We start from the raw sequence: 16,238 nt of genomic DNA, 5'->3' as shown, positions 1-16,238 counted from the left end.
TACTCGTCACAAGAAAGCCCACCATGTCCACCCCATCCATGACCGAACTGGCCCTGCTCAAAGCCCTGTGGCGCCACCAGCCCCTGAGCGCGCGCGAATTGCACGAGCATGTCGAAGAAGAGCTGGGCTGGACCTATTCTTCCACGCGCAAGACGCTCGAACGCATGCTGGAAAAACGCATGGTGACGCAGCGGGTGCGCCACGGGGTGCAGGTCTACGAGGCGGTGCTGGAAAAGGTCGATACGCTGGCCGCCTTCGCGCGCGACTTCGGCAAGCGCGTGATGGAGATCGATACGCCGTTGCCGGTGATGATGTTCACCGGCAGCAAGCTGGTGGACGAGCAGGAGCTCGATCAGCTCGAGCAACTGCTGCAACACTGGCCCGAAGACGTCGATGGCGCGGACGGTGCGCCATGATGCCGATCGATCTCGACGTCGTACTGGCACGCCTGCTGCTGGCCGCCGCCGGTTCGCTGGCGGCTGGCGGCGCGGTGTGGGCGGTGGCGGTGCTGTGCCGGCGCACCCTGCCGGCGCTGGCGCAGCAGCGTTCGCTGTGGCTGTGCGGGCAAGTGGCGGTGGCGGCGGTGTTCCTGGCGATGCTGTTGCCGCCGGACGAAGGCTTGCGGGTGATGCCGATCATCGAGATCGTCGAACAGGAGGCGGCGCCAGCGGCCCCTATGCCAGCCGTGCCGCCAGCGCAGGCGGCGGCCGCGCCGGTGTTGGCGCTGGCGTCTGCCGCCACCGAGCGGCCGCTGTCGGCGTGGGCGCGCGATGCCGGCCGTGCCTGGCTGGTGTTGTACCTGCTGGGACTGGTCCACGCATTGTGGCGCTGGCGCCGCGCCCAGCGCTTGCTCGATGGCTTGGCCGCCAGTGGCCTGCCGCTGGCGGTATCCGAGCATAAAGGTTTTGCGCAGCATAGCAGGACGCAGGTACCGCTGGCCGTGGTCGAAGTCGATGTGCCGATGTCGCCGATGTTGCTGGGCCTGTTCCGGCCACGCCTGCTGTTGCCACGCCATTTGCGTGGCTTCGATACGCTCCAGCAGCAACTGATCGTCGAGCACGAACTGACCCACTGGCGTCGCCGCGACCTGCACTGGAGCGCCGCTGCCCTCCTGCTGCAAAGCCTGTTCTGGTTCAACCCCTTCATGCGCCTGCTCGGTGCGCGCCTGGGCTGGGCGCAGGAATTCGGTTGCGACCGCGATGTGCTGCGCGGCCGTCCATCAGCCGAGCGCAAGGCGTATGCGGCGGCGCTGGTGGCGCAGCTGAAACTTCAATGCCGCCCGGCCGGCATGGCGCTGGCGTTCGGCGCCAGCGATGCCGGCAGTGCCCGCACCGATGCGCCCACGCTGGCCGCGCGCATCGGCCTGATCCGAACACCCGCCACTGCGCGCGCCTGGCCTCGCTGGGTTGCGCTGGCCAGCCTGGCGGCGGTGGCGCTGGCCAACTTCGCGCTGCAACCGGCACTGGCCTGGCAGGCGGCCGAGCCGGTCATCGAGCCAGCGCGCTTGCTGGCCGGCCACAACCCGGCGCAGCACAGCCCTGATACCACAGCACCGCCAGCCGCCGCAACAACACCGGCATCGCTCGACTGCACCATGCTGGTCGATGCCGCCAGCGGCGTGGCTCTGGTGCGCGAGGGTACGTGCGATGCGAGCGTCACGCCCGCCTCCACGTTCAAGATCGCCATCAGCCTGATGGGGTTCGACAGCGGCGTGCTGCGCGACGACCACGCACCCTACCTGCCGTACAAGGCCAGCTATGCATCGAGCAATCCGGGCTGGCGCCATGGCACCGATCCGGCCGGCTGGCTGCGCGAGTCGATCGTCTGGTATTCGCAGCAAGTGACCAAGCGCCTCGGTGCGGCCAGCGTACGGAACTATGTGCGGGCGTTCGATTACGGTAACCGTACGCTTGCCAGCGTGGCCGGCGTGGCCGATGCGGTCGCGGTGTCCGAACTGTCGCCCACGCTGCGCATTACACCGCAACAGCAGACCGAGTTCCTGCGCAAAGTGGTCAACCGCGAACTGGCGCTGTCGCCGCAGGCGTACGACGTGACGGCGCGCCTGCTCAAGGTCGAGGAAACGCCGAACGGCTGGGAAGTGCACGGCAAGACCGGCACCGCACCGGTGCGGCTGGCCGACGGCAGCGCGGACAAGGACAACTATATCGGCTGGTTCGTCGGCTGGACCATCAAGGATGGCCGCAAGCTGGTGTTCGCGCGGCTGATGCAATACCCGGCCGACTCGAACAGCTATGCCGGGCTGAAGACACGCCAGGCATTCCTGGGCGAGTTGGCGCAGCGCACGCTCTGATGAAACCGTCCCTGCTGGTGGTGCTGGGCCTGGCGGCGTTGCCTGCGGTCGCGTGCGCGCAGGAGGCCGACACACCAAGCGTGACCATCACCGCCAGCAAGGACACCGTGGTCCGCAAGGTGGACAAGACCGTGGTGGATGTCGCCACCATGGCCAGGGCGCAAAACGGCACGGCCCAGGATGTCTTGCAATCGACGCCGGAAGTATCGGTTGCCGCCGACGGCCGCATCGCGGTGCGCGGCAATACCAACGTCACGGTACTGGTCGATGGCAAGCCCAGCGCCATGCTGGCCGGCGACGAGCGGGCCGTGGCGCTGCAGACCATGAACGGCGCCGACATCGCCAGCGTGGAAGTGATCACCAATCCGTCGGCGGCCTACAACGCCAATGGCGGCGCCATCGTCAATATCGTCTTGAAGCGCCAGCGCCAGCCGGGCGCGCATGCGCAATTGCGTGCCAGCGCAGCCGATCAAGGGCTGTGGAATGCCGGTGCTTCGGGCGACGTCACCTCCGGCAAGCTCAGCGTCAACGGCAGCCTGGCATACCGGCGCGATGGCACGCAAAAATTCCGCGAGTCCACGGTTGACTGGAACAACCCGCAGGACGGCGCCACCGGACAGACCAGGCAGACCTCGTCGGTGTTCGTGCGCCGCATCGTGCACAGTGCCGGCCTGGGCGTCGACTACGCGCTCAGCGCTGCCGACAGCCTGAGCATGTCTGCGCATTACAACCAGCGCCGCTCACGGCCATGGCTCGATGTGCTCAACACCACCGGCGCCGAACAAACGATCTTCCACCGCATCTCCACCGGGCCCAACGAGCAGTCCGACCACGACGCCAGTCTCGCCTATACCCGCCAGGGCCAAGGCTCGGTGCTCAAGGCCGTGCTGGCACGCAGCAGCACGCGTACCCTGGTCGATAAATCGTACCGCGACGTTTATGTGGAACCGCTGCGCGCCAGCAGCGACAGCCGCGGCGCAACCAGGGCCGCGCGCCAACTCGACCAGGCCACGCTGGACTGGACCCGCGCCGCCGAATCCGGCCAATGGGGCATGGGCGTCGATGTGCAGGATGAAGTCAACGATCTCGCCAACTACCAGGCGGCGGTCGACCGCGCAGCCGGGACCGAAACGCCCGACCCCGCCACCACCAATCGCTACAAGGTAACCACCAGGCTCTCCGCTGCCTATCTCACCGACAAGATCAGGCGCGGGCGCTGGGAAGTGCTGCTCGGTGGCCGCCTCGAGCACATGGCGCTGCGCATCACGCCGGCGCAAGGTGCGCCGCAAACCGGGCGCTGGCAGGCGTTCAATCCCAGCCTGCACGGCATCTATGCGCTGAGCGACAAAATCGATCTCACGCTCGGCTACCGCCGCAGCTTGCAACGGCCCGATCCGCGCGACCTCAATCCGTTCATCACCTATATCGATGCGCAAAACCTCAGCCGTGGCAATCCCGGCCTGCAACCGCAACGGCTCACCTCGTGGGAACTGGGCGCGAACGTGCAAGCCGGAAAAGTGAACGCCAGCGTGGGCGCCTTCCACCGGGTCAGCCGCGCAACGGTCATCGAGGCCCGCAGTTTTACCAACGACAACGTGCTGGTCACGTCGCGCCAGAATGGCGGCCGCGCCAGCTCCACCGGCGTGAGTGGCTCGCTCGACTGGACGCAATCGCCGTCCCCATTACCCGCGCTGCGCCTGGGGCTGGACGGCGGCGCGTATGCCGTGCAACTGGACACGCCCGATTTGTACGGCCACGTGCGCCAGCATGACGTGGCTGGATATCTGAAGCTGCGCGCCGGTTACCGCGCAGGACGAGACGACCTGTCGCTCGACGCCCAGTGGCAGTCGTCAAGCATTACGCCGCTGGGCGGTTATGGCGCGACCAGCAGCGTCAACGCCACCTGGAAGCGCGAGCTGAGCAGCACGCTGAGCCTGACCGTCAACGCCAACGACATCTTTGACGGCAGCCGGCGCACCTACCGCACCGACGCGAGCACCTTGCGCCAGCGCGGTGCCGACCATTTCGTGGCGCGGCGGTGGTATGTGGGGTTGGTGAAAAAGTTCGGGGCAGGATAAGAGCGAGGCTCAGCGTCGGGGCCACATGAGAATGGCCCCTGGTTAAGGTGCTGCCTTGCCATACACCCGCATCAACTCCGCCAGCCTGCGCGCCGAATTCTCGCTCCACCAGTTCCACACCGCCTCCACCTGCTCGCCGTGCTGCTGGTGGTACGCGGTGCTGGCCGACAGCCATACCGTCGAAGTGCGCAGCGGGATCGGCAGGCGGACCAGGTTGGCGCCGTGGCGCCCGGCGATCGCTGTGTCGGCGGCATCCGGCCTGGAGACGGCGATGGTGAAGCCGTCCACGCGGCGCAGCAGCAGCTTGTCCATATTGCTGAAGGCGTCGGCCGCGCCGTCGTCGATCTTGTAGCCGTCGGCGCGCAGCTGGTCGCCCAGCGACGAGGACTGGTTCGAGGCCAGGATGCGGTTGCGGAAATAGTCGCGTGGAACGGTGCTGGCCGGCAGGGCGTCGGCGGCGCGCACATAGACCACGGCGGTCACGCGCATGCCGCGCCGCGCGTCGGGCACGCCGGCGGCGGTAAGGGGCAGCGCCGAATACGGTGTTTCGTTGTCGGGCAAATCGACCAGGGCAAAGTCGATGCTGCCGTTGGTCAGTGCGAGCTTGATGCGGGCCGGCGGCAAGCGCACCAGCTCGGGCGTGCAGCCTGTGGTGCGCAACGCCTGCCGCAGCAGTTCGGCGCCAGCACCGGGCGCCGCCGGAATGGCGGGGCCGTTGCCGATGTAATACGGCGGCCGGTCACGGTCGGGATATGCCACGCGCACCACGCAATCGCTGGCACAGACATGACCGCATAACATCAACAAGGCGGCTGTTGCCAGGACTTTCATACTCGGACTCCAATGGTAGGGAACGAGTATAAAGGCTGTAGAACAGAATAACCAAATGTACACGCGGGTGCGCACGACCAGTCACTACCGGCGGGCAGCGATTGCTCGCGGCCCGCCGTGGCGTGCTCCTGCCTGTGATCAGCGCATCAGGACTTGGCGAACGCCAGGAAGTCAGCGTTGAATTTTTCCTTGTGCGTGTCGGTCAGGCCGTGCGGCGCACCCGGGTACACGATCAGCCTGGAACCCTTGATCAGCGCAGCCGAGGCTTTGCCGGCCGCGTCGATCGGCACGATCTGGTCATCGTCGCCGTGGATCACCAAGGTTGGCTTGTCGAACTTTTTCAGGTCGTCGCGGAAGTCGGTTTCCGAAAATGCCTTGATCGAGTCATAGGTATTCTTGTGACCAGCCTGCATGCCCTGGGCGTACCACGCGTTGATCAGCCCTTGCGACGGCTTGGCGCCAGCCCGGTTGAAGCCGTAGAACGGACCGGAAGCCAGGTCCAGGTACAACTGCGCCCGGTTGGCAACCGATGCGGCGCGGATGCCGTCGAATACGTCGATCGGCAGGCCGCCCGGGTTGGTGGCGGTCTTGAGCATCAGCGGTGGTACGGCAGAAATCAAACCGAGCTTGGCGATGCGCTTGGTGCCATGGCGGCCGACGTAGCGGGCCACTTCACCGCCACCGGTGGAAAAACCGGCCAGGATGATGTTGTTCAGGTCCAGCGTCTCGATCAGCTGCGCCAGGTCGTCGGCGTAGTGGTCCATGTCGTTGCCGTCCCAGGGCTGGCTCGAGCGGCCATGGCCACGACGGTCATGGGTGATCACGCGGAAGCCGTTGTTGGCCAGGTGGAAGGCGGCGGACTCCCAGCTGTCCGCATTGAGCGGCCAGCCATGGCTCAGCACTACCGGTTGACCGGTGCGCGGACCCCAGTCCTTGTAGTAGATCTCGACGCCGTCGCGGGTGGTGATGGTGCTGACGGTGTGGCTCACCGGGCCGGCGTTTTTGGCAGTAGCGGCTTCGGCGGTGCCTGCAGCCATGGCGGTGAGTGGAATCGCCACGGCGGCAGCGGCGACGCCGACGCTGTTGAACAAGGCGGAACGACGGGAAAGGCTCACTTCCTGGGTTTGATTAACGTTGCTCATGATCTGCTCCTGAATTTTAGTAGTAAACGATTTGGTAGTGCGCTATGTTTGCACTTGTTACGGTCACAAGTGCAGCGCCGATGTGCGTAATATATATCGTGCGCTATCTTGTAGCAAGCGATTTATAAAGATATTTTTTGACGCCGATGCCGGGCCGCCCATGGGCGGCCCCGGTCATGCATGTCTTACGACTTGGCGAACGCCAGGAAGTCGGCGTTGAATTTTTCCTTGTGCGTGTCGGTCAGGCCGTGCGGCGCGCCCGGGTACACGATCAGCCTGGAGCCCTTGATCAGCGCAGCCGAGGCTTTGCCGGCAGCGTCGATCGGCACGATCTGGTCGTCGTCGCCGTGGATCACCAGGGTTGGCTTGTCGAATTTTTTCAGGTCGTCGCGGAAGTCGGTTTCCGAAAATGCCTTGATCGAGTCATAGGTATTCTTGTGACCGGCCTGCATGCCCTGGGCGTACCACGCGTTGATCAGCCCTTGCGACGGCTTGGCGCCAGCCCGGTTGAAGCCGTAGAACGGACCGGAGGCCAGGTCCAGGTACAACTGCGCCCGGTTGGCAACCGATGCGGCGCGGATGCCGTCGAATACGTCGATCGGCAGGCCGCCCGGGTTGGTGGCGGTCTTGAGCATCAGCGGTGGTACGGCCGAAATCAAACCGAGCTTGGCGATGCGCTTGGTGCCATGGCGGCCGACGTAGCGGGCCACTTCACCGCCACCGGTGGAAAAACCGGCCAGGATGATGTTGTTCAGGTCCAGCGTCTCGATCAGCTGCGCCAGGTCGTCGGCGTAGTGGTCCATGTCGTTGCCGTCCCAGGGCTGGCTCGAGCGGCCATGGCCGCGACGGTCATGGGTGATCACGCGGAAGCCGTTGTTGGCCAGGTGGAAGGCTGCGGACTCCCAGCTGTCGGCATTGAGCGGCCAGCCGTGGCTCAGCACTACCGGTTGACCGGTGCGCGGACCCCAGTCCTTGTAGTAGATCTCGACGCCGTCGCGGGTGGTGATGGTGCTGACGGTGTGGGTAACGGGAGCGGGGGTGTTCATGATCTTCATCCTTTTAGTCAATTTTTTGTGGGTGGCCGCTGTGCTAGAGTCTCTGGCTGGCGGCGTTGCGATGGAGTGAATCTTAGGCCTGCCGCCCGGTTTGTGGAACAGACAAGCCTGCAAGGTCACTTTGCAATCTTGCAGAGCTCCCTCCCCACCCTCCATGCCTGGAACCCAAGATGCCGACGAGCACCGACTTCGACTGGAACGACATTCCCCTGATCCTCGCATTGTCCCGCAGCGGCAATATGAGCGCGGCGGGCCGGCAGCTCGGTGTCGATGCCTCCACCATCAGCCGGCGTATTGCCGCCGCCGAAAAATCCCTGCAGCTGCGCCTGTTCATCCGCGACAACACCGGCTATTGCCTCACCGACGCCGGCCAGGTGTTCGTGCGCCACGCCGAGGGCGTGTTCGGCAATGTGCAAAGCATGTTGCAAGCCGCGAGCCAGGAAGCGGACGCCACCGCCGGCCCGGTCAACATCACCTCGATCGACTTCCTGTTCGATTACTGGCTGCTCGACCACGTGCCGGCACTGCATGCCAGCCACCCGCATATCACGCTGACCTTGCAGGCGGAAAACCAGAACCTGTCGTTCACCCGGCGCGAGGCCGACTTCGCGCTGCGCCTGGGCAAGCCGAGCGAGGATGCGGCGCTGGTGATGCGCAAACTCGGCGATCTCGGCTTTGCCGTATATGGCCATCCGCGCTTTGCCGGCGTTGCACGCGACGCCTGGGGCGAGCAACCGTGGATTGCCTACGACGACGCCCTGGCCGCCACCGGCGAAATGCAGTGGCTGGCCGCGATGACGCCGGCACCGCGCCGGGTACTCAAGGTCAACAGCCTGAGCACGATGGTGCGCGGCTGCCGCGCCGGCGTCGGCATGGCGCTGCTGCCTTGCATCATGGGCGAGCAGGAAGGCTTGCAGCGCCTCGGCGAGCAGGTGGAAGTACTGCGCGACATCTGGCTGCTCAGCCACCGCGACGCCGGCTCGATCGCCCGCTTCAAGACGGTGTCCGCCTGGATCACCACGCTGTATGCCGACAGCCAGCAAAGCCTCTGCGGCGCACAATAACAAACCTCGATCTCACCGCATTTCCGCAGTCTGCCCCCCGTTTTTTGCAGTTCGTCACATCCCGATGGTGGTACCGGGAGCCCTTGTCTATAGTTCACTCATCGCAACGAACCAACCACCCCAAGGAGCTCAAAAATGAACATCGCAAAAAACATGGAAGCCGTCTTCATCGCCACCGCCATCATCGCCGGCGCCACCTCGCTGGCCACGGCCAGCACCCCGGCGCCACGCATCTTCATCGCCGCCGACAACGTGGCCGCACAAACTGCCAACGCAGTAGCTATGCAGGTAGTGACCATCACCGCCAAGCGCTTGACCGCCGCTGAAAAAGCCGCGCTGTAATCCCACCCCGACGACGACGGAGCGCATGATGAAAACCACCCTGAAGGCCGCCATGCTGGCTGCGGTTCTGTGCAGCGGCACCCCTGCCGCGCTGGCTGCGGAGATCACCAGCGAGAGCCGCAGCGTCGATGCGCGCACTGTCAATCTCAACCTCGATGGCGTCATCAGCATCAAGGTCAAACAAGGGCCGGTGGCATCGCTGACCTTGTACGGCAAACCGGAAGCGTTGAAGAAAGTGACGGTGCTGCAAAGCGGCGACCAGCTGCGCATCGACACCGGCAAAACCAATAACATCAGCTTCGGCAACAAGCACGACCTGCGCGCGGAACTGACGCTGCCGAACCTGCGCGAAGTGGTGTCCGGTGGCGTGGGCGCCACCGAAGTGAACGGCTTTAGCGGCGACACGCTGCGCCTCACGCTGCAAGGCGCGGGGGCGGTCAAGGTCAACGCACAATATCGCAACGTCGACGTACACCTGGGCGGGATCGGCGGCATGACCGTCAATGCCGGCAACAGTGACAACGTCGACTTGCATCTGAACGGTGCTGGCCGCATAGAGATGATCGGCCAGACCAGGCAACTGAACGCCTCCCTCGGCGGCGTGGGCAGCCTCGATGCCCAGCAACTGCGGGCCGAATCGGTCGATGTACGACTGTCGGGACTGGGCAGCGCCAGCGTGTACGCCAAAACACGCGCCACGATGAACCTGAGCGGACTCGGTTCGGCCACGGTCTATGGCAAGCCGGCCAACCGCCAGTCCTCGGCACAGGGGCTGGGCAGCGTGAGCTGGCAGTAAGAATCTATCTCGGTAAGGAATGCGAAGGCAGCAACAGGAAAACACATGGGTGTGTTTTTTTCACCGTCCGGGGGATGATCTCCTTCCGGGCGGTTTTTTTTACTTGGGCCGGCCGCGGCCGCCGTCGTGCCCGAGCACGATGCGCAGCTCGTGCGGCGCCGTCTTACGCCGGAACTTGAGCGCGATGTCGAGCCGCTGCGCCAGTTCCTCGGCCATCGCGCGCTGCGCGTGCGGGTACTCGATGCGGGTGCGCGCCACGGTGAACGGCCGCGCATTGGTCAGCCGTACCGTCGTCACGCCATCGAGGTTCAGTGTGCGCGCCACGCGCGCCAGGCTGGCCGCCGCGCCGGTCACGCCGTTGCCGTTGCAAATTTCCAGCTGCACCGGCGCGGATGGCGCTGTGACCGACTTTGACGACACTGCGGGCGGTTCCATCCGCGCGACCAGCGGCGGCGCTGCCACCCGGACCACCTGCACCAGCGCCGCACCGATCTGCTGCACCTGCGTGCGCGGCATGTCGGCATATGGACCGTGGGCGGCACCAGCTGGCGTCGCAGCCGCAGCAGATGCAGCGGCAGCCGGCGCGGCAGCCGCCAGCAAGGCGTAGTCGCGCCGGGCATCGTGCGCGGCGAGCGTGGCGGCCTGCTGGTAAAAACGCGCGGCCCGTTCGCGCTGGCCGTCCGCTTCCAGCGCAGTGGCCAGGCGCGCCCAGTTGGCCGCATTGGTGGGTTCGAGCAGGCAGGCGCGCTCCAGCGCCGTGATGGTGTCCTGCGGCGCTGCCGATGATGGCGACGGCGCGACGCTGGCGGTGTGCATGCCGCCGCACGCCGCCATCAACAAGCCGGCGAATGTGGCAGCGGCAGCGATCGGGATGTTCTTCATCATGCGCTCCTGGTTTATTGGCCGGTGGGCAGCACCGAGCGGTAGATCGAAATGCCGGCCGGTCCGATCAGGACCAGCATCAGCGTGGGGAAAATGCAGAAGATCAGCGGGAACAGCAACTTGAGCGCGATCTTGGCCGCCGCCTCCTCGGCCTGCACGCTGCGCTTGCTGCGCAGGTTGTCGGAGTGCACCCGCAGCGAATCGCCCATGCTGGTGCCGAAACGCTCGGACTGGATCAGCATGGCCACCAGCGTATCGACGTCTTCCACGCCGCTGCGCAAGGCCAGGTTGCGCAGCGCCTTTTCCTTGCTGAAGCCTGCGCGCATTTCCATCAGCACCAGTTGCAGTTCCTGCGCCAGGGTCACGCTCTTGATGTGGATTTCGCCGGCCACCTTGGCCAGCGCGCGCTCCAGGCTCAGGCCAGCTTCCACGCACACGGTCAGCAGGTCCAGTGCGTCGGGAAAGGTCTCGAAGATTTCACGGCAGCGGCGCGTTGCCCGGCGCGACAGCACCAGGTTGGGCAGGTAGTAGCCGACGCTGGCGGCGATCAAGAGCAGCGCCATGTGGCCTTGTTGCGGCGCGTGGCCGCTGAGCAGCGCCACCAGCACCGTCGCCAGCGCCGGCAACGCCAGCGCCAGCACGGTCTTGGCGGCGAAGTACAGCGACGGCGCCGAGGCGCTGCGCCAGCCCGCGTTCATGAAGCGCGTACGCAGCGGCGAGCGCTCCCACCCCTCCTCCGGCAGCGACAGGCGCGAGAACGGCTGCGCCGCGTGCGCCACCTTTTCCACCCAGCCCTGCTGCGGCGCGTCCGCCTGTGTTTCGGGGGCGAGCGCGCCGCCCAGGCGCTCGCGCACCTGCACCGGCGCAAACAGCCGCACCGCCACGAATACCAGGCCGGCCACCACCGCAAACACCAGCGCGAGAAAAATCATCTGCTGACCAGTCATGCCATGCTCCCTCGTCAATATCCTAGATGCGGATGCGGATCAGTTTTCGCATCCATAACACGCCACCGGTCGCAATCGCCCCTGCGTACCACATCAGCGCGACACCGATCGGATCGGTCCACAACACGCTGATGTATTCCGGGTTGGTCAGCGACATCAGGAACATCACCACCAGCGGCAACAGGCCCAGGATCCAGGCCGACATGCGCCCTTCGGCCGACATCACCCGCACCTGCGCCAGCAGCTTCAGGCGCGCGCGGATCAGGCGGCTGATGTTGCCCAGCGCCTCGGCCAGGTTGCCGCCCGACTCGCGCTGGATCAGCACCGCGATGATCAGGTAGCGCAGGTCGGTCAGCGGCACCCGGTAGGCCAGGTTGTGCAGCGCCTCGCTCATCGAGACGCCGTAATTGATCTCCTCGTAGGCGGTGCGGAACTCGCCGGCGATTGGTTCGGGCAGTTCGTCGGCCACCATTTGCATGACGTTGGCGAACGAGTGGCCGGCGCGCAGCGCGCGGCCGAAAAAATCGGCCGCCTCGGGCAACTGCTGTTCCAGCCTGGTCAGCCGTTCGCGGCGCGTGCGCAGCAGCACCATCCACGGCAGCGCCACTGCCAGCCCCAGCGCCAGCAACGCCCCCACGCCCGGCAGCCCGGCCATGGCCGGCGCCACCAGGCCGATGGCGCCCAGCACCAGCAGCGCGCCGAGAAACTGCGCCACCGACCATTGCACGCCGGCCTGCAACAGCAGCGCGTCGAGCGCGGCCAGCTTGCACCAGGGGCCGAGGCGACGCAGCAGGCGTTCGATCGCCGGCCGGCTGCTCCAGGTGCGGCGCTTGACGATGTCCACCCGCTCGGCGCCGCCCGGCCCGCGCTCGGCCATCAGCCGCAGGCGCCGCGAGATGCGGCGAGCGCCGCCACCGTGGGCCGCCGACCACCACAACCAGGCGCCTTCGACCAGCAGGATCACGGCGGCGAACAGCAGCACCGCAAAGGCGGAAAAGACCGCGTCCATGGCTTACTCGAAGACCCGGGCGGGATCGAACACGGCGTCGGGCACCGGCACGCCGAACATGCGCAGGCGGTCGGCAAAGCGCGGCCGCACGCCGGTGGCGGAAAACGCACCCTGCACGCGGCCCTTGGCATCGACCCCGCGCTGCTCGAAGTGGAAAATCTCGTGCATGGCAATCACGTCGCCCTCCATCCCGGTCACTTCCTGCAGGCTGACCAGCTTGCGGGTGCCGTCGGTCAGGCGCGAGACCTGCATCACCACCGTGACGGCGGAGCAGATCTGCTGGCGGGTGGCGCGCGGCGTCAGGTTCACGCCGGCCATGCCCACCATGTTCTCCAGCCGCGCGAGCGCATCGCGCGGGGTATTGGAGTGGACCGTGGCCAGCGAGCCTTCGTGGCCGGTGTTCATCGCCTGCAGCATGTCGAGCGCTTCCGGCCCGCGCACCTCGCCCAGGATGATGCGGTCGGGGCGCATGCGCAGCGCGTTGCGCACCAGCGAGCGCTGATTCACCTCGCCCTTGCCTTCGATATTCGGCGGCCGGGTTTCCAGCCGCACCACGTGCGGCTGGCGCATTTGCAGCTCGGCCGCATCCTCGATGGTGACGATGCGCTCCTGGGCCGGAATGAAGCCCGACAGCACGTTGAGCAGCGTGGTCTTGCCGCTGCCGGTGCCGCCCGAGATCAGGATGTTGACCTTGGCGTGGCCCAGCGCGGCCAGCACCTCCACCATCGGCGGCGTCAGGCTGCGGTTGGCCAGCAGGTTGTCGATGGTGAGCGGGTTGACCGCGAAGCGGCGGATCGACAGGATCGGACCGTCGATCGCCAGCGGCGGAATGATGGCGTTGACGCGCGAGCCGTCGGGCAGGCGCGCATCCACCATCGGGCTCGATTCGTCCACCCGGCGGCCCACGCGCGAGACGATTTTCTCGATGATCTTCATCAGGTGGGCATTGTCGTTGAAAGTGACATCGGTCAGCTCGAGCCGGCCGGCGCGCTCCACGTACACCATGGCAGCGGTGTTGACCAGGATGTCGGAGACGCCGGGATCGGCCAGCAGCGGTTCGAGCGGGCCGAAGCCGAGCATCTCGTGCTGGATGTCGAGCACCAGGCTGTGGCGCTCGTGCTGATTGAGCACGATGCGCTCTTCCTCGATGATGCGCTGGACCAGCAGCGCCAGCTCGTGCTTGAACTGCTCTGGCGTGAGCCGCTGCAAGCGTTCGAGGTCAATGCGCTCCATGATCATGTGGTGCATGCTCTTTTTCAGTTCCTGGTAGGCGGCAGCGGCCAAAGACGGCATACCGGGCACACTGGGGACACCGGGGCGGCCATCGCCGGCCAGGGCCAGGCGTTCGCGCAAGCTCATGTCGTTTCTCCTAGTCGATGTGGTGTTCGCTGCTGTTGCGGCCGAACAGGCGGTCGAACAGGCCGCGGCTCTCGGCCACGCGGCGCGCCGTCACCAGTTCCACCATGTCGGCCAGGCTGCGCGCTACCGCGCTGCTGCGCGACAGTTGCAGCACCGGGATGCCCTGGTTGACCGAATCGGTCGCCGCGACATAATCGTTCGGCACCGTGTGCATCACCTCCGCGCCCAGCGCCTGCTCCAGGTCCACCAGGCGCAGCTTGCCGCCCTTCTCGTAGCGGTTGACGATCAGGCGCATCCGTTCGCCGGGGTAGCCGAGCGAGCGGAAGATGTCGAGCAGGCGGCGACCGTCGCGAATGTCGGGCAGCGCCAGTTGCAGCACCGGGAAGATCGAATCGGCCTGGTCGAGCGCGCGCAGCGAGATGGCGTCGATCTGGCGGCCCACGTCGAGCACGATGTAGTCGTAGTGCTGGCGCGCCACCCGCAGGATGGTGTCCATGTGCTCGGGCTTCATCTCCACCAGGTGCTGCGGGTCGTCGGCCGCCGCCAGCACGCCGAAGTTGGACGCCACGTGCACCAGGCACGAGTCCAGAAAGGCGCCGTCCATGCGGCCGATCTGGCCGCAGATGTCGGACAATGTCATGGCCGGCTTCTGGTCCGACACATACAGCGTGGCGTCGCCGAACTGGCCGTGCAAATCGATCAGCAGCACTTTTTTATCGGCCAGCGCGGCCAGTGCATAGCCGAAATTGGTGGCCAGGAAGGTGGCGCCGCTGCCGCCTTTGCAGGAGATAAAGGCCAGCACGCGGCCAGCGCGCATGCGGCTCACCCCCGCCGCCACCTCGATGCGGTCCATCGCCTCGTGGAAGGCGCGGTGCACCAGCGGCAATTGCAGCACCTCGCGCATGCCGGCGCGCATGGCGCGGATCAGGAGGTCGTGCTGCGGCGCGCGCGTGAGCAGCATGAACGACGCCGCCGGATAGTTTCTCGACAGGCGTTCCACCAGCTCACCCTCGGCCGGCTCGACGTCGCTGGCATCGAAAATCACCAGGTCCGGCGCCTCCGGCAACTGGCGCTCGACGGCATCGCGCAGGCCGTGGCGCGTAGCCACCAGTTGCACCGCCGGCAGGCGCGCCGATCCCTGCGCCGCCACCTCGGCGTGCAGCAGGCTGTCGTTGCTGATCATCAGTGCTCTCATGGCGGTTCCTTACTTGGCGGTGATGACAAAGGTGGGCTGTGGCGGCGGATCGCTGAACGATTTTTGGTACCGTACATAACCTTGCTGCGCAGCCTTGCCGTCGATGCCGGCCACCGGGTCGGGGTTGCGGCTGGCATCGGCATCGATCACCTGCGCTGCCAGCGCCAGGCGCGCGTTGGCGCCGAAGTGGGTGTCCCAGTACGGCGTACCGGGCGGAGACAAGGCGCAGCCGGCCAGCGTGCATGCCGCCAGCATCACGAAAAAGAGTCGCATAAAGGTTCCTGAGGTTTATCGGGGTGGTGCCCCTGGTACTGGTGATGGCGGTGGTGCGCCTTCGAGCTTGCCGCCCAAGAACAGCTCGGTGCGGGTGGGTGCGGTCATGCTGTCGGTCGGCAGCTGGTAGTCGGCCGGCAGCGGCCGCACCAGGCGCGGCGTGACCACGAACAGCAGCTCGGTGCGGTCGTGCTGAAAATCGGTGCTGCGAAACAGCGCGCCCAGGATCGGCAGCTCGCCCAGGATCGGCAGGCCGTTGATGTTGGTGGTGCGGTTGTTCTTGATCAGGCCACCGATGGCGAAGCTCTGGCCGTCCTGCAGCTCCACCGTGGTGGCGGCGCGCCGGGTGGTGATCAGCGGCAGGATCGAGACGCCGCCAACACCGCTGGCCGAAATGCCCACGCCCTCGCGCGACAGTTCCGATACTTCCGGCGCCACCCGCAGGTTGATGCGTCCGCCGGCCAGCACGGTCGGCGTAAAGCGCAGGCCCACGCCGAACTCCTTCTCCTCCAGCGTGACCTTGTTGTTATCGGTCGCCACCGGTATCAGGATCTTGCCGCCGGCGAGAAAACTGCCTTCCTGGCCGCTGATCGCCATCACCGTCGGTTCGGCCAGGATGCGCACGAGGCCTTCCTGCTTCTCGGCCGCGATGCCGAAGCGGTCGCCATTGGGACGGCCTACGGCCAGGCCGCCGCGCAGGGTGCCGGTCAGGAAGTTCGCCGCCAGTACGCTGGCCCAGCTGCCGCCACCCACGCCGAGCGAGACGCCGCTTTCGAGCTTGTCGAGCAGGGTCTTGGACACCTCGGCGATTTTCACCTCCAGCATCACCTGCTGCGGCGCGCTGACGTTGAGGAAGTTGATCACGCGGGCCTGGGCAGTGCCAGTACCGGTGCCGGCGCCGGTAGATGTGCCCGCGCCGGCAGCGCTGGCGGCGGCGCCCTCCTTGTCGCCGCT

General features: G+C 66.3%; 16 protein-coding genes. 6 read left to right on the top strand and 10 right to left on the bottom strand.

The annotated features are described in order from the left end of the window. Positions 1–23: 23 nt before the first annotated feature. The 3 genes from DUPY_RS01255 to DUPY_RS01245 are packed head-to-tail and all read left to right on the top strand — an operon-like array spanning position 24 to position 4,389. A complete protein-coding gene (locus tag DUPY_RS01255; protein WP_070245908.1) occupies positions 24–416 on the top strand; it encodes a BlaI/MecI/CopY family transcriptional regulator in 393 nt (130 codons plus the stop codon). Beyond that, entirely contained in the window at positions 413–2,311 is a 1,899-nt protein-coding gene (locus DUPY_RS01250) for a M56 family metallopeptidase (RefSeq protein ID WP_070245907.1), read from the top strand. The genes DUPY_RS01255 and DUPY_RS01250 overlap by 4 nt, the downstream gene beginning before the upstream one ends. Next, positions 2,311–4,389 carry a TonB-dependent receptor gene (locus DUPY_RS01245; protein ID WP_070245906.1) on the top strand — a complete coding sequence of 693 codons (2,079 nt, stop codon included), beginning with the start codon at positions 2,311–2,313 and terminating at the stop codon, positions 4,387–4,389. Before DUPY_RS01250 ends, DUPY_RS01245 begins: the two co-directional genes overlap by 1 nt. A gap of 42 nt (positions 4,390–4,431) precedes the next feature. On the opposite strand, the gene DUPY_RS01240 is transcribed toward DUPY_RS01245, so the two are convergent. The 3 genes from DUPY_RS01240 to DUPY_RS01230 form a co-directional block, all read right to left on the bottom strand. Then, positions 4,432–5,220 carry a transporter substrate-binding domain-containing protein gene (locus tag DUPY_RS01240; RefSeq protein WP_084640487.1) on the bottom strand — a complete coding sequence of 263 codons (789 nt, stop codon included), beginning with the start codon at positions 5,218–5,220 and terminating at the stop codon, positions 4,432–4,434. A 146-nt stretch (positions 5,221–5,366) separates the two neighbouring features. Beyond that, entirely contained in the window at positions 5,367–6,362 is a 996-nt protein-coding gene (locus DUPY_RS01235; protein ID WP_071651563.1) for an alpha/beta fold hydrolase, read from the bottom strand. Positions 6,363–6,547: 185 nt separating this feature from the next. Further along, entirely contained in the window at positions 6,548–7,417 is an 870-nt protein-coding gene (locus tag DUPY_RS01230) for an alpha/beta fold hydrolase (RefSeq protein ID WP_229255200.1), read from the bottom strand. Between the two features lie 170 nt (positions 7,418–7,587). Between DUPY_RS01230 and DUPY_RS01225 the strand changes: the two genes are divergently transcribed. The 3 genes from DUPY_RS01225 (at position 7,588) to DUPY_RS01215 (ending at position 9,619) form a co-directional block, all read left to right on the top strand. Beyond that, positions 7,588–8,481, top strand: coding sequence for a LysR family transcriptional regulator (locus DUPY_RS01225; RefSeq protein WP_070245905.1), 894 nt, complete (start codon positions 7,588–7,590; stop codon positions 8,479–8,481). Positions 8,482–8,616: 135 nt separating this feature from the next. After that, entirely contained in the window at positions 8,617–8,823 is a 207-nt protein-coding gene (locus DUPY_RS01220) for a hypothetical protein (RefSeq protein ID WP_070245904.1), read from the top strand. A gap of 28 nt (positions 8,824–8,851) precedes the next feature. Then, the gene (locus DUPY_RS01215; protein ID WP_070245903.1) at positions 8,852–9,619 is read left to right on the top strand and encodes a GIN domain-containing protein; all 768 of its coding nucleotides are present in this window, start codon (positions 8,852–8,854) and stop codon (positions 9,617–9,619) included. Positions 9,620–9,718: 99 nt separating this feature from the next. On the opposite strand, the gene DUPY_RS01210 is transcribed toward DUPY_RS01215, so the two are convergent. The 7 genes from DUPY_RS01210 to DUPY_RS01180 all read right to left on the bottom strand — a co-directional run. Next, positions 9,719–10,501: a LytR C-terminal domain-containing protein gene (locus tag DUPY_RS01210; RefSeq protein ID WP_070245902.1), complete on the bottom strand. Its 783-nt coding sequence runs from the start codon at positions 10,499–10,501 to the stop codon at positions 9,719–9,721. Between the two features lie 14 nt (positions 10,502–10,515). Further along, a complete protein-coding gene (locus tag DUPY_RS01205; protein ID WP_070245901.1) occupies positions 10,516–11,448 on the bottom strand; it encodes a type II secretion system F family protein in 933 nt (310 codons plus the stop codon). A gap of 22 nt (positions 11,449–11,470) precedes the next feature. Then, positions 11,471–12,457 carry a type II secretion system F family protein gene (locus DUPY_RS01200; RefSeq protein WP_070245900.1) on the bottom strand — a complete coding sequence of 329 codons (987 nt, stop codon included), beginning with the start codon at positions 12,455–12,457 and terminating at the stop codon, positions 11,471–11,473. A 3-nt stretch (positions 12,458–12,460) separates the two neighbouring features. Then, positions 12,461–13,816 (bottom strand): TadA family conjugal transfer-associated ATPase, encoded by a 1,356-nt coding sequence (locus tag DUPY_RS01195; protein ID WP_070245899.1) that lies wholly within the window; start codon positions 13,814–13,816, stop codon positions 12,461–12,463. 10 nt (positions 13,817–13,826) lie between these two features. After that, entirely contained in the window at positions 13,827–15,011 is a 1,185-nt protein-coding gene (locus tag DUPY_RS01190) for a CpaE/TadZ family protein (protein ID WP_070245898.1), read from the bottom strand. 9 nt (positions 15,012–15,020) lie between these two features. Then, positions 15,021–15,284, bottom strand: coding sequence for a hypothetical protein (locus DUPY_RS01185; RefSeq protein WP_070245897.1), 264 nt, complete (start codon positions 15,282–15,284; stop codon positions 15,021–15,023). Positions 15,285–15,299: 15 nt separating this feature from the next. Next, a partial coding sequence (locus DUPY_RS01180; protein WP_371851722.1) for a type II and III secretion system protein family protein occupies positions 15,300–16,238 on the bottom strand: 939 nt, incomplete at its 5' end.

The organism is Duganella phyllosphaerae, from assembly GCF_001758785.1.
GTDB lineage: Bacteria > Pseudomonadota > Gammaproteobacteria > Burkholderiales > Burkholderiaceae_D > Rugamonas > Rugamonas phyllosphaerae.
Note: the sequence above shows the minus strand (reverse complement) of the source record. Positions and strands in the feature narration are given on the sequence as shown.